Origin of the sequence: Corynebacterium sputi DSM 45148, from assembly GCF_000427865.1 — a bacterium.
GTDB lineage: Bacteria > Actinomycetota > Actinomycetes > Mycobacteriales > Mycobacteriaceae > Corynebacterium > Corynebacterium sputi.
The window spans coordinates 1-14,055 of sequence record NZ_ATYV01000001.1; the positions used below are offsets into that span (position 1 = coordinate 1).

Here is a 14,055-nt window from a genome sequence, read left to right on the forward strand (position 1 = left end):
CATAGGTGCGCCTGGTCGATGGTGCTGCGGTTGATTGATAGGGAGATGGCAGAGAGGGCGTCGTCGGGGTTTTCGTGGGTGAACCGTGGTGCGTCAGTGGAGAGTGCTGCGGTGAAGGGGCAGTTGGTGTCGGTGGTGTCGAATGGTGCTCGCATGACAAATCAGCCCCCTTTGGTGGCGCTGTGAAGCATCAGTGAACATGGCGTGGTGTTGGTGGGATGCGGTTGGTCTCCCCTGATGATCAACTCGCTAACATGTTCGACTATAGTGTGTTATCGCAGGTCAGGCAAGGGTTGGAAAAGATTTATTCCGAAATGTGACGAAATGAAACGAAAGATACGTATGTGGGGTGGTGGGGTGAGGGCTGGAGGCGTCGGGAAGCAAAAACGACAAAAGGGCGCCGACCGGAAACTCCGGTCGACGCCCGTGGGGGGCAGGAACGTTTAGTTCTTGCTGTAGTGCGCGTCAAGCAAGTGCTTGTATGACTCTATGACGGTCTTGCGCTTGAGCTTCATGCTCGGGGTCAACTCGCCATCCTCGACGGTGAGCTCCTTATCGAGAATGGTGAAACGCTTGATCTGCTCCCAGTTGTTCAACTTGGAGTTCAGTTCGCCGATGTACTTTTCGACCATTTCCTTGGCGCCGGGGGAGGCCACGAGAGTGGCGTAGGACGAGCCGCTCATGCTGTTCTGCTCAGCCCACGCCTCCATCGCATCTGGATCGAGGACAACAAGCGCGGAGACGAACGGACGGTTCGCGCCGTCGACAACGATCTGTGAGGCGTAGGGGCACAGGCCCTTGAACATCGCCTCGATCTTGCCGGGGGCGAAGTACTTTCCGTTGGAGGTCTTGAAGATGTCCTTCTTGCGGTCGGTGATCTTCACGAAGCCTTCGTCGTCGAACTCGGCAATATCGCCGGTGCGGAACCAAGTACGGCCGTCCTTCTGGAAGAGAACCTTCTCGGTCTCCTCCGGAAGTCCGTGGTAGCAGTCCATGACACCGGGACCGGAGATAAGCAGTTCGCCGTCCTCGGCAATGTCAGCAATCGTGCCATGGACGGGCCAACCGGTGGTACCCGTCTTGGCTGCGTACGGGCGGTTCACCGTGGTTGCGGCGGCGGTCTCGGTGAGCCCGTAACCTTCCAGAGCGACGATGCCGAGGCTCTCGAACCACTTCGCGATGTCACGGTCGAGGGCAGCGGAACCGGAGATGACGAATCGCATTCGGCCACCGAAACGAGCGCGAATCTTCGACAGGACCAGCTTGTCGGCAATCTTGTAGCGGAACTTCAATCCACCGGAGAGCTTCTTGTCGGCCTCGATGGTCTCAACGACCTCAATGCCCACGCCAGAGGCCCAATGGAACAACTTCTCCTTCACACCACCTTCGGCAGCCATCATGCGGACGACACCTGAGCGGACCTTCTCGAACAGACGCGGTACGGCAGCCATGTAGGTGGGTTGGACCGAACTCAGGTTCTCGACGATCTTTTCCTGGCGTCCGTCGACCGCCGTCTCCATGCCGACCTCGACGCACATAGAGAGGAGCACCTTGCCGAAGACATGGGCGAGGGGGAGCCACAGATACTGGACGTCATCGATCGTCAAATCCTTCATCGTCGAGACGATGGCTACACCCATGTAGGCCCAAGTGCCGTGCTTCAGGCGCACACCTTTGGGCATTCCTGTGGTGCCGGAGGTGTAGACAATCGTCGCGATGTGGTCGGAAGAAACGGCGTTAATGCGATCTTCGGTGAGCGAGGGAGTATCCGACAATGCCTTGTCGCCGATGGTGCGAAGTTCGTCGAGGGTGATGACCCAGTCGTCGTCCACCACGGAGTTGTCCATAGTGATGACCTTGATGACATCCGGGAAATCAGAACGGTTCGCCTGAAGCTTCTCCACCTGCTCCTGGTTTTCCGCGAAGACAATGCGGCTGCCAGAGTCGGAGAGGATATGGGCGACTTCCTCGGCGCGCGACGTGTTGTAAACAGTGGTGGTCGCGGCACCGGCGTACATAATTGCGAAGTCTGCGAGAATCCAGTCGTAACTGGTCAACGAGATAATCGCGACGCGATCCTCAAGCTCGATACCCAGAGAGATCAGACCTGCGGCGACGCGGGATACGTCTGAGCCCACGTCACCCCAGGTGACCTTGTCCCACCCTGTGTCGTCCGCATTCGGGTAGCTGAACGCCGTGCTATCCGGCGTTGCTGCCACCCTCTTGCGGAGCATATGAGCCATGGAAACGTCCGCAGAATCCAGGACTTTTTGATCGATGGGATCGTCCTTGATGTGGCGAATCTTTCGGACGTTCTGGATATCTGTGAGCATTGGCGCCTCCTCCGTTGTGTGATCTAAGTCCTATCAGGGATCACGCTTTCGGGGGCGAACTTAGCCGCGGGCGTTATTGAATCTTTATTAGCGGGGGGAACTAATCTGCGACCAGTGTCTCGAGCGTGAATTCAGGGTGCTCCTTCTCAATGAACGAGAGCTTCCACTTGTCGCCGAACAGGGCAATTATCGCCCCGTCAGTGCGAGTGAAAATTTCCACTCCGCGTTGGCGAGAGAGCTCCGGCACCGTAGCTTCGTCTGTGCGCCGGGCGATGGAGTAGGGGACTGGCTCAAGAAGCGTCTCGACGTTGTATTCGACCTGCATTCGGGCCTGCATGACCTCGAACTGCATGGGGCCGACGGCGGCGAGAACGGGGGCTGCGTCACCGCGGGCGTCGTTGCGCAGGACCTGGACGACACCTTCGGCGTCTAGCTGGTCCACTGCCTTGCGGAACTGCTTGTACTTGCCCAGGGACTTGGCGCGCAGGGTGCGGAAGTGCTCCGGCGCGAAGGACGGCATCGGGGTGAACTGGACCTTGCGGCCGGAGTAGATGGTGTCACCCGGAGCCAGCGAGCCGGCGTTGACTAAGCCGACGATGTCACCGGGGAATGCCTCGGTGACGGTAGAACGGGTGCGGCCGAACACGGTCAGTGCGTGCTTAGTGGAGAAGCCACGGCCGGACTGTGCGTGAGTGACCTGCATGCCGCGCTCGAACTCGCCGGAGACAATGCGCAGGAAGGCCAGCTTGTCGCGGTGGTTGGAGTCCATGCCAGCCTGAACCTTGAACACGACGCCGGAGAAGTCATCGGTCGGCTCGCGGACCTCGTCCATGGCGGAGGTTGAGGCGGCCACGGCCTTCGGGTCGGAAAGGCGCGGTCCCGGGGCGGGAGCCAGATCGCAAAGAGTGTCGAGGATCTGGTGAACACCCCAGTTGAGCATCGCCGAAGCGAAGATCACCGGAGAGGTTTCACCGGCCAGGTACATCTCCTGATCGTGGTCTGCAGCGTCTGCAGACAGCAGTTCTGACTCCTCTGCTGCAGCTTCCCAAGTGACCCCTTGCTCGGCTGCGGCCTCGTCCGGGGTCAAGTGGCTCTCTTCAGCGATAGTGGAACCACCAGCGGTGCGCTCGAACCGAATGAACTCGACTGGCTCCCCGTCTTCGCCACGGCGCATGAGGCCGCGGAAGTCACCGGCCTCGCCAACGGGCCAGAACAGGGGAGTGGGCTGCAGACCGATCTCGGCGACGATTTCGTCCATGAGCTCCAATGGCGCCTTGCCAGGGCGGTCCCACTTGTTGATGACCGTGACAATCGGGATGCCATTGGACTTACAGACGCGGAAGAGCTTCAGCGTCTGCGGTTCCAATCCCTTAGCGCCGTCGACGAGCATGACTGCAGCGTCAACTGCGGTCAGTACGCGGTACGTGTCCTCGGAAAAGTCCGCGTGGCCCGGGGTGTCCACGAGGTTGATCATGTACGGCTCGCCGGAGTGGTTTTCCGGCTGGTACTCGAACTGGAGGGCAGATGACGCGATGGAAATGCCACGGTCCTTCTCCATGTCCATCCAGTCGGAAACGGTCGCCTTGCGACCAGCCTTTCCGTGGACGGCGCCCGCTTCCGTGATCACCTGGGCGTGCAGTGCCAACGCCTCAGTCAACGTCGACTTACCTGCATCCGGGTGGGCGATCACCGCGAATGTTCGGCGGCGGTCTGCCTCGGAGGCGATGGAGCTCATGTGTTGTGGATTCCTTCCGTTCGGTGCGACAACCAAGATTACTCTTCGGGAGCCGCTCAGCAGTGTCCGGTTGCCTGGCTCACACCGACGACGCAGAGATGGCACACCCTGAACGGCTATCGCTAACGGCTCGTGGGAGGGAATTATCGCCCGTGATGCCCCTTAGTTCGGGGTGGAATCGTTCGAACAGACATGCACAAGCTAGATTTAATGCTGACTCAAAGACCCCGCCATCTCCCCACCACGGAGGTAGTGGGGGTGCAGCCGCGTGGGAGTAGCGACTACTCCTGTGACGAAAACTGGAGGGCTTATGCCGGCGTCCGAACCGACCAACGACAACATGTGGAACGAGCGCATTGCGCTGGCAGAGAAGATGATCCCGGTCATCGGCCAGCTCCGCCGCGACCAGAACGTGGTCGCTTCCATCTATGGGCGTCGTCTGGACAACCGCAGCGAGTCGGGCATCATCAAGGCCCACCGCTACGCGCGCCACATCACCAATGAGGTGCTGAACCTGGATCAGACCCTGCCGATCTTGGAGAAGCTCATCGAGCTGGACGTGTGCACCGCATCTGTGGACGTCGGAGTGCTCGCTTCGCGCTTCGCCGCTGAAGGTGGCGACCTGACCGAGTACCTGCAGCGGGAGCTCGCAGACGTCATCGGCACCACCGACACCATGCCGCAGCGCGATATCGTGCTCTACGGCTTCGGCCGCATCGGCCGTCTGGTTGCTCGCATCTTGTTGGCACGCCAGGCCAACAACCACGGCCCGCGCCTGCGTGCCATCGTCGTGCGCAAGAACGGTGACGAGGACCTGGAGAAGCGCGCTTCCTTGCTGCGCCGCGACTCTGTGCACGGTTCCTTCGATGGCTCCATCTCTGTGGACCCGGTGAACAACATCCTGTGGGCCAATGGCACCCCGATCCAGGTCATCTACAGCTCTGATCCCACCACCATCGACTACACCGAGTACGGCATCGACAACGCAATTGTTGTCGACAACACCGGCCGCTGGCGTGACCGTGAGGGTCTGGAGCAGCACACTCAGGCCAAGGGCGTCTCCAAGGCGCTGCTGACCGCACCGGGCAAGGGCGACATCAAGAACATCGTCTACGGCATCAACAGCGGTGACATTGAGGAGAGCGACACCATCCTCTCCGCAGCTTCGTGCACGACCAACGCGATCACCCCGGTGCTCAAGGTTGTGAATGACAAGTGGGGCGTGGAGTTTGGACACGTTGAGACCGTCCACTCGTTCACCAACGATCAGAACCTCATTGACAACTTCCACAAGGGCTCTCGCCGTGGTCGCGCTGCAACACTCAACATGGTTCTCACCGAGACGGGCGCCGCCAAGGCCGTAGCGAAGGCACTGCCGGAGTTCGACGGCAAGCTCACCGGCAATGCCATCCGCGTTCCCACCCCGGACGTGTCTATGGCCGTGCTGAACCTCACCATGGAGAACGAGGTTGAGCGCGAAGAGGTCAACAGCTTCCTACGCAAGGTGTCGCTGACCTCTGAGCTGCGTCAGCAGATCGATTACATCCACTCCAACGAGATTGTCTCCACGGACTTCGTCGGCACCACCCACGCCGGCATCGTCGATGGTTTGGCGACGATCGCCCGCGGCAAGCACCTAGTCCTCTACGTCTGGTACGACAACGAGTTCGGCTACTCGAACCAGGTCGTTCGCATCGTGGAGCAGATGGCCGGCACCCGCGCGCCGATCGTCCCGAAGCGTGCTCGGCTTGAGGAGCTCTAAGCTTCAGTAGCCCCTGTGATTCAGCCCACAACACTCTCGTTAGTGTTGTGGGCGAATCTTATTTACAGACAGGGAGTCCCATCATGCATACCGCTCTGACCCCGCTTCGTTTTCTCGAACGATCAGCACAGGCCCACCCGAGCCGAATCGCCTGTATCGATGGGCCCCGCCGTGTCACGTTCGCTCAGATGAAAAACGACGCACTGGATATCGCTCGGGCGCTGCGGGAGCGGGGAGTGCGGCAGGGTGAGCGCGTCGGGATGCTCGCGGCGAATAGCTACGAAGGTCTGCTTCTGCAGTTCGCGGTGCCGCTGGCTGGGGGAGTGCTGGTCGCAATCAATACTCGGCTGGCGCCTGCAGAGGTCCGCTACATCTGCGACCATTCGTCCATCAGGATTCTCTTTGGCGACAAGGACCTCATCGCGGCGGCTCGCCCCACCCTGCGCTCGGCGGATCTGGTGGACACTTTCGTTCTGATCCATGATGAGGACGGGACCCAGCCGCAGCCGCGGCACCCCGATTCCGGAGTGGTCATGACGTGGGATGAGTTCAAAGATGAAGGAACGCTTCCCGACGCCCTCCTCCACACCCCTCCCTTCTCCGTTCCCGACGAGAATGCTGCGATTGCCATCAACTACACCTCCGGCACTACCGGGCGCCCGAAGGGAGTGGTCTACACCCATCGCGGTGCATACCTCGCGGCCTTGGGCGTGGCCATGACGTACGGGCTCAGCCGTGACTCGGTGTACCTATGGACGCTGCCGATGTTCCACTGTTCTGGTTGGTGCACCGGATGGGCATCGATGTCTGTCGCGGCGACTCAGGTGGCGCTGCGGGCGGTGCGGGGACCGAAGATCTGGGAACTCTTAGACACCGAAGGCGTGGATTTCCTTTGTGGTGCACCTGCGGTGGTCCAGACGATCGTTGCGGCAGATGAGGCCCATCACGTCGATAACCTCACTATTTCGACGGCCGGCGCGCCCCCGAGCCCGACTGTCATTGAGGCCTGCGAAAACCTCGGCATCGAGGTCATCCATGTCTACGGACTCACCGAGACCTATGGCCCCACGGTCTCCTGCGAACCACAATCAGCCTGGGATGCACTGTCAGTGACAGAGCGGGCCACCATGAAGGCGAGGCAGGGGATTGCGATGGTGACTAGTGATGAGGTGCGCGTCGTAAAGCAAATCCCTAAGGCCTCGCCGATGGACATCGACCTGGAAGATGTGCCCTGCGATGGAGAGACCATGGGTGAGGTTGTGATGAGCGGAAACATCGTCATGAAGGAGTACTTCCACAACCCGGACGCCACTGCGGAGGCATTCGCCGGAGGGTGGTTCCACAGTGGGGATCTGGCAGTGAAGCATCCCGACGGTTACATCCAGATCCTCGACCGCGCCAAAGACGTTGTCATCTCAGGTGGTGAGAACATCTCAACGATTGAGGTGGAGCAGGCACTGATCAGCCATCCGTCGATCGCGGACGTCGCTGTGGTTGGTGTGCCCGACGAGAAATGGGGAGAGGTACCCCGGGCGTACGTCGTACTCGCACCAGGTGTGGTGCACGACGAGGCAGGGGAGCAGTCGGTGATTGACCACTGCCGTGCCCTAATCGCTGGGTACAAGGTGCCGCGGGACTACCAGGTGATCGAGGAGCTGCCGCGGACCTCGACGGGCAAGGTCCAGAAAAACGTGTTGCGGGAGATGACCCTGGAGTAGCCGGAGCTACTTCTTGTGGACCTGATTCTGCGCGACGGACAGGCCGTGGCCCACAAGGATTTCTACGGCATCCGCTGCATCTTGAATCCAGAACGGGAGATCCTTGCGCTCATTGGTAGCGAAGTCGCGCAGCACATAGTCCGCGGGGTCCTGGCGTCCTGGGGGACGGCCCACACCCACGCGGACTCGCTGGTAGTCCTTCGTGCCCAGTGACTTCGAGGTGGAGCGCAGCCCGTTGTGACCGCCCTCTCCACCACCCTTTTTGAGGCGGATGAAACCGGGGTCCACGTCCAGTTCGTCATGGACCATGATGACGTTGTCCGGGGTGATGCCAAAAAACTTTGCCAGAGCCGCGACGGGACCGCCGGAGAGGTTCATGTACGTCCGCGGCTTGGCCAGAATCACCTGGCGCTCGGAACCATCAGGCATCTTCCACCGGGTCTGCACGATCTGGGCATTGGACCGCTTGTGGGGGGAAAAAGTCGATTCCATCGGCAATGTCCGGGACGCCAATTCGTCCAGCACCATCTGGCCGATGTTGTGCCGGTTCGTCTCGTATTTCGGGCCGGGGTTGCCCAGGCCGACCACCAAGACGGGGCCGGGTTCGGTGCTCTCGCTCATGGTGCAATATTCGCATGAGCCGACCCTGCATACGACAATGCCCCACGGTCCGCTAGGGGACCGTGGGGCAAGGAACGTCGGGAAGCGAAGGTGCTTACTCCGAGTCGGAGGACTCTTCGGTTGCCTCAACGTCGTTCGGGTCCTGGCCGGCGTCGACCTCAGCAGCAGCCTCGTCAGCCTCAGCCTCGTTGTCCTCCGGAGCGACAACGTTGACCAGCAGCAAGTCGGACTCGCCGGAAAGGGTGACACCCTTCGGCAGCTTGATGTCGGCAGCGGTGACCTGTGCGCCGACCTCGAGGGCCTCGACGGACACGGTGAACTCGTCCGGGATGGACAGTGCCGGAGCCTCGACCAGAACGGCGTCGGCTTCCTGCATGATCATGGTGCCCGGGGCGCCTTCGCCCTCGACGATGACCGGGATCTCGACCTCAACGGTCTCGCCTGCAGCGACGGCCAGCAGGTCAGCGTGATCGAAGTCGAAGGTCAGAACGTTCTGATCGACAGACTTAATCATGGCCAGCTGCTTCTCGCCGTCCACGTCGATGTTGACCAGGGTGTTCAGGCCGTTGTAACGCAGCAGGTTGTTGAACTCCAGCTCCTCGAAGGAGACGTGAATCGGTGCGTCGAGGGACGTACCGTAGATGACGGCCGGGATGCGGCCGGCGCGACGGGTACGACGTGCGGCACCCTTGCCGAACTCAGTGCGGGCCTGTGCGGACAGGTCGTGAATCTTGGACTTTGCCATGTCTGACTCCTTGTACGTGATGTGAAACCCGGGAGTCGAAGCTATTGCCTGCACCAGAGCATTGCGCCGGTGTGAGCGTCGCGTCGATAACGGGGCCGTATGACAGGCCACCCTCGCCGAGACTTGACCCGCTGACTATACGACAACGGCCGCCCACGACGGTAATCGGGGCGGCCAGGGTCGGTAGAGCGGGGCGTTTAGGCTTCGCCCTCGAACAGCGTGGTGACGGAGCCGTTCTGGAAAATCTCACCGATGGTCTTAGCCAGCAGCGGTGCGATCGGCAGGACGGTCAGGTTGTCCCAGCCTTCGGTGCTCTGCGGCAGGGTGTCGGTGGTGATGACCTCGCGGGCACCGCACTGCGACAAGCGCTCGCGGGCCGGGCCGGAGAAGACACCGTGGGTGGTGGCGATGATGACGTCGGTTGCACCAGCCTGGCGCAACACGTTCACAGCGCCGGCGATGGTTCCGCCGGTGTCGATCATGTCGTCGATGAGGACACAGGTCATGCCCTCCACGTCACCGACCACACGGTTGGCAACAACCTGGTTGGCGACATCCACCGAGCGGGTCTTGTGTACGAATGCCATCGGTGCGTCACCGAGTGTGTTGGCCCACTTCTCGGCCTGCTTCACGCGACCGGCATCCGGGGAGACAACACAGATGTTGTCGAGCGTGTAGTTGTCCTTGATGTAATCCGTGAGGATCGGCATGGCATGCATGTGATCGACTGGGCCATCGAAGAATCCCTGGATCTGATCGGTGTGCAGGTCGACAGACACGATGCGGTCCGCGCCTGCGGTCTTCAGCAGGTCCGCGACGAGGCGCGCGGAGATCGGCTCACGGCCACGGTGCTTCTTATCCTGGCGGGCGTACGGGAAGAATGGCAGGATCGCCGTGATGCGCTTCGCCGAGCCACGCTTCAGAGCGTCGATCATGATGAGCTGCTCCATGAGCCACTTGTTCAGCGGCATCGGGTGCGCCTGCAGCACGAACGCGTCAGAGCCGCGTACGGACTCCTCGAAACGGACGAAGATTTCGCCATTGGCGAAGTCCCGTGCGGTGGTGGGAGTGACGTCGACGCCAAGTGAATTGGCGACGGCTGTGCCGAGCTCCGGGTGAGCGCGCCCGGAGAAGAGCATGAGGTTCTTCTTGTTGTCGATCCATTCGCCGGTCATTGCGTGGATTAGCCTTCCTCGTTGTTGCTGGGCTGGGACGCCGTCGCTGCAGCTTCGGCCGCCGGAGTATCCGGTCGCTTCCGCTGAACCCATCCTTCGATGTTCCGCTGCTTGCCACCACTGACGGCTAGCGCTCCCGGGGGTACGTCGTCCTTGATCACAGTACTAGCCCCCGAATACGCGCCGTCACCCACGGTCACCGGTGCGATGAACATGGTGTCGGAACCGGTGCGCACGTGGTCACCGATGGTGGTGTGGTGCTTGTTCACGCCGTCGTAGTTCACGAAGACGCTGGATGCGCCGATATTGGAGTGCTTCCCGACGGTCGCATCACCGATGTACGTCAGATGCGGCACCTTCGAGCCTTCGCCGATGGTGGCGTTCTTCGCTTCGACGAATCCGCCGAGCTTGCCCCGAGCACCGAGTCGAGTGCCCGGGCGCAGGTAGGTGAACGGTCCGACGGAGGCCTCAGCGCCGATCTGGGAATCGATGGCGTGGGTGCGGGTGACAGTGGCGTTCTCCCCCACGGTCACGTTGACCAGGGTGGAGTCCGGCCCGACAGTCGCGTAGTCCGCAATGACGGTGTTCCCGGCGAGCTGCGTCGACGGAAGAATTGTCACGTCCTGGCCGATCTCAACGTCCATCCCGATCCACGTGGTGGAAGGGTCGACGATGGTTGCGCCGCCGCGCATGGCCTGCTCACACAGGCGGCTGTTTAGCTCAGCGCCAACAGCGGCGAGCTGGACGCGGTCGTTGACACCAGCGATGAGCCAGGAGTCGTCCAAGCGGTGTCCGCGGACGATCCGGCCCGACTCACGAGCAATGCCGATCACATCAGTGAGGTACAGCTCGCCCTGCGCATTGTCAGTGTTGAGCTGGGTCAGCGCGTGACGGAGCATCTCCGCGTCGAAAGCGTAGACACCGGAGTTGATCTCGGTGATGGCGCGCTGGTTCTCGTCAGCGTCCTTCTCCTCGACGATGCCGGTGATCTCTCCGTCGGCAGTGCGCACGATGCGGCCATAGCCGTGGGGATCCCCGATCGTCGCGGTCAACACAGTGACAGCGGTCTTCGGGGTGCTGCGGTGCTCGGTGAGCAGGGCGCGCAAAACATCAGCGTTGAGCATCGGCACGTCTGAGGTGGTGACCACGATCGTGCCACTGTACTGACCGGTTTTATCAAGCCGGTCCAGGGCAACCTGGACTGCGTGACCGGTGCCGTTCTGCTGTTCTTGGTGGGCGATCGCGACACGATCGCGGCCAACCTCGTCAGCCCATTCGTCGACGGCCTCAATGACACGGTCCTTGTGGTGTCCTACGACCACCGCAATGTCATCAGCCCCCACCCCATGTCCTGCGTACAGGGCGTGGCCGAGCATTGTTCGCCCGGCCACCTCATGCAGCACCTTGGGAGTGGTCGACCGCATTCGGGTGCCCTGGCCGGCGGCCAGAACGACGACAGCCGTCGCGGAGTCGTGGCTCATGGATGTCTCCTCCATTACCTCGGAAGTGGAATACCCTAGAACGTTACCGCGCGGACACCTGCAAGTACGCAAATGCCGCTAGACGTGGGGGAGGAGACGGTGCGGTCAGGCTGCGACGGGGTCGAAGGGGGCGTCGTTAAGCACGTGTTTGTCGCTTCCCGCGATCCTGGACACGGCCAGCTCGGTGAGCTCGGTGCCATGCATCGCGCAGGCACCACCACGGGTGATGCCGGAGACGCTGTAGCCGTCACGGAAGACGGACTCGAAAGCGTCCAGTGCCGTTGCCTCTGAGGCTCCGGTCACAGTCTGAATAGTCTGAATAGTTGTCTCGTAGATTGTGGTGTTCATCTTTCTCTCGAATTCTTGCGTAGGCGCGCGACAAGACTGTCCCGTTGAAGGGAGTGTCGTGCTGGAGTCGCTGATCCGTCTCATCGGATTGGCGCCGAGGTGTTCTGTTCACCTGAAAGGCGAGTGCGGGGCTGATAGGCAGCCGCGCCGCACACGTGGAGGACACAGGCCAGCCGCCTGTGTCTGAGCAGGAAAACGACTGTACATACGTCTGCCCAAAGATTCAAGGGTTGGAAGTCTACCCCGCAGAGGAAACCCGCGAGAACGGGGCGATTTACCTGTAGTTTCAAGGCATGTACAAGTTTTGGTACGGCTTCTTCAAATACGCGACGGTGGGGCCGTTCCTCATGGTGTGGAATCGACCGAGTTTCATCGGCCGCGATCGCATTCCTGCTGAAGGCCCCGCTATCCTCGCCACCAACCACCTCGCCGTGATGGACCAGTTCTATATCGGCGCCCGTTGCCCCAGAAAGCTCGCTTTCTTGGCGAAGTCTGAGTACTTCACCACCCCCGGGCTGATTGGTCGGCTGCAGAAGTCCTTCATGACCGCCGTCGGCCAGGTTCCGGTCGACCGCAACGCGGAGGACCCCTCGTCAGCGGCCTTGGCTGCCGGTCGAGTCGCTCTTAACGATGACAAGATCCTCGGCCTAGCAGTGGAGGGGACCCGCAGTCCTGACGGCCGTCTCTACAAGGGCCGTACCGGCACCGCTCGCATCGCCTTGGAGACTGGCGCGGTGGTGTGTCCAGTCGCGTTCATCGGTACTGGCCGGGTCAATCCGATCGGAAGCTGGATTGTTCGCCCCTGGAAGGTGAAGGTTATCGTCGCGGACCCGATCTACCCGGCGGATTACGCGGACCTCGTAGAGAAGGTGGGCCCTTATGAAGCCGCCCGAGTAATGACCGACGACATCACGCTCGCCATCCAAAAGATCTCCGGCCAAGATTACGTGGGGATCTACGGCACGGACATGAAGAACGCGCTGCAGGCAGGGGAGGGATACCCCGAAGGGGCAGAGCCAGGCGGGGCCTTGGAGCGTCCGTTCAGCGAGGTGGCATCGAAGGAACTGTCGCACTAATGCATCAGAGGAGCCGGAAAGCGGGCTCGCACTGAAAAGAGACCCTCGGAGAGTTGCAGATTTCGGCCAAATTGGCGCAGAAATGCAATTTTCCGAGGGTTTTATTGCCACTCACGGGCGTAAGAAAAATGCTCCCTCGCCAGGACTCGAACCTGAAATGCCTGAACCAAAATCAGGAGTGTTGCCATTACACCACGAGGGATCGGTGGGCTGCGCTGTAAGCGACGTGCGACCCTCCGAGGTGGGAGACCGCGGCTCAAAAACCGCGTTCCCAACGGAAGTGACCTTAACAAACCCTCTAGGGGATTGTGGAAACGTTGACCAGAAGGTGTCCAACAGGTGGTACAAGCAGATAAGCTGGTTAGTCATGACAGTAAAGCCCCGCCGGAGGATGAGCGCGCCTGAGCGTCGACGGCAGTTGATCGACGTCGGTCGTGCGACGTTCGCCGAGCTCGGTTTGGACGGCACCTCGATGGAGGAATTGGCGGCGCGGGCAGGGGTATCGAAGCCGGTTGTGTACGAGCATTTCGGCTCGAAGGATGGACTCTATGACGTGGTGGTCATGGAAGAAATGGGCCGGCTGGAGCATGTGATTGAGGAATCGATCCAGCAGGGCCGCGCTCGCGCCCGTATTGAGAACACCGTCTTGGCGTTGCTCACCTATGTGGAGGAGCACACCGACGGCTACACCATTTTGGCCCGGGACCTCGGCTCCACTGGCGGATTCGCAACGCTTCTAGGCAATGCGACCAGTCATGTCTCGCCGATACTTGTTGCCGCATTCGAGCGCGCAAACCTCGACGGATCCATGGCGCCTTTGTATTCGCAGGCTCTGGTTGGCATGGTCTCGCAGACTGCCCAGTGGTGGCTCGATGAGCACCAAGCGGATTCCTATCCGGACAAGGAAACCGTTGCCGCGCACATCGTGAACCTCTGTTGGAATGGCCTGGCAGGGATGGAGTCCAACCCGACCCTCAGCCCCAAGGCTCTTCGCGGGAGATCCTCTGAGGGTGTGCGTCTTGGGGCAGGGGAGGACGCTGATCCGCACCGGAGGTAGTTCA

11 protein-coding genes and 1 tRNA gene are annotated in these 14,055 nt (G+C 61.1%); 4 read left to right on the plus strand and 8 right to left on the minus strand.

What is annotated here, in order from left to right; all coding sequences use genetic code 11:
- Nucleotides 1-443: 443 nt before the first annotated feature.
- Nucleotides 444-2,333, minus strand: coding sequence for an AMP-dependent synthetase/ligase (locus YWU_RS0100010; RefSeq protein WP_051259820.1), 1,890 nt, complete (start codon nt 2,331-2,333; stop codon nt 444-446).
- Nucleotides 2,334-2,433: 100 nt separating this feature from the next.
- Nucleotides 2,434-4,068, minus strand: a complete 1,635-nt coding sequence (locus tag YWU_RS0100015) for a peptide chain release factor 3 (RefSeq protein WP_027018857.1) — start codon at nt 4,066-4,068, stop codon at nt 2,434-2,436.
- 310 nt (nt 4,069-4,378) lie between these two features.
- Between YWU_RS0100015 and YWU_RS0100020 the strand changes: the two genes are divergently transcribed.
- Nucleotides 4,379-5,830: a glyceraldehyde-3-phosphate dehydrogenase gene (locus YWU_RS0100020; protein WP_027018858.1), complete on the plus strand. Its 1,452-nt coding sequence runs from the start codon at nt 4,379-4,381 to the stop codon at nt 5,828-5,830.
- An 83-nt stretch (nt 5,831-5,913) separates the two neighbouring features.
- Entirely contained in the window at nt 5,914-7,548 is a 1,635-nt protein-coding gene (locus YWU_RS0100025) for an AMP-binding protein (RefSeq protein ID WP_034646502.1), read from the plus strand.
- A 6-nt stretch (nt 7,549-7,554) separates the two neighbouring features.
- On the opposite strand, the gene pth is transcribed toward YWU_RS0100025, so the two are convergent.
- The 5 genes from pth to YWU_RS0100050 all read right to left on the minus strand — a co-directional run bounded on the left by pth (nt 7,555) and on the right by YWU_RS0100050 (nt 11,918).
- Nucleotides 7,555-8,169, minus strand: a complete 615-nt coding sequence (gene pth, locus YWU_RS0100030; protein ID WP_027018860.1) for an aminoacyl-tRNA hydrolase — start codon at nt 8,167-8,169, stop codon at nt 7,555-7,557.
- A gap of 94 nt (nt 8,170-8,263) precedes the next feature.
- The gene (locus YWU_RS0100035) at nt 8,264-8,914 is read right to left on the minus strand and encodes a 50S ribosomal protein L25/general stress protein Ctc (protein ID WP_027018861.1); all 651 of its coding nucleotides are present in this window, start codon (nt 8,912-8,914) and stop codon (nt 8,264-8,266) included.
- Between the two features lie 197 nt (nt 8,915-9,111).
- A complete protein-coding gene (locus YWU_RS0100040) occupies nt 9,112-10,089 on the minus strand; it encodes a ribose-phosphate diphosphokinase (RefSeq protein ID WP_027018862.1) in 978 nt (325 codons plus the stop codon).
- A gap of 8 nt (nt 10,090-10,097) precedes the next feature.
- Nucleotides 10,098-11,570, minus strand: coding sequence for a bifunctional UDP-N-acetylglucosamine diphosphorylase/glucosamine-1-phosphate N-acetyltransferase GlmU (gene glmU, locus YWU_RS0100045; protein ID WP_084141412.1), 1,473 nt, complete (start codon nt 11,568-11,570; stop codon nt 10,098-10,100).
- A 105-nt stretch (nt 11,571-11,675) separates the two neighbouring features.
- Nucleotides 11,676-11,918, minus strand: coding sequence for a hypothetical protein (locus YWU_RS0100050; RefSeq protein WP_027018864.1), 243 nt, complete (start codon nt 11,916-11,918; stop codon nt 11,676-11,678).
- A 293-nt stretch (nt 11,919-12,211) separates the two neighbouring features.
- Here YWU_RS0100050 and YWU_RS14160 point away from each other — a divergent pair, with 293 nt between their 5' ends.
- Entirely contained in the window at nt 12,212-12,994 is a 783-nt protein-coding gene (locus YWU_RS14160; protein ID WP_051259821.1) for a lysophospholipid acyltransferase family protein, read from the plus strand.
- 131 nt (nt 12,995-13,125) lie between these two features.
- Here the strand turns inward: YWU_RS14160 and YWU_RS0100060 are convergent.
- A tRNA-Gln gene (locus YWU_RS0100060) sits at nt 13,126-13,196 on the minus strand.
- 165 nt (nt 13,197-13,361) lie between these two features.
- Between YWU_RS0100060 and YWU_RS0100065 the strand changes: the two genes are divergently transcribed.
- Nucleotides 13,362-14,051, plus strand: coding sequence for a TetR/AcrR family transcriptional regulator (locus tag YWU_RS0100065; RefSeq protein WP_240484017.1), 690 nt, complete (start codon nt 13,362-13,364; stop codon nt 14,049-14,051).
- The last annotated feature ends 4 nt before the right edge of the window (nt 14,052-14,055 follow it).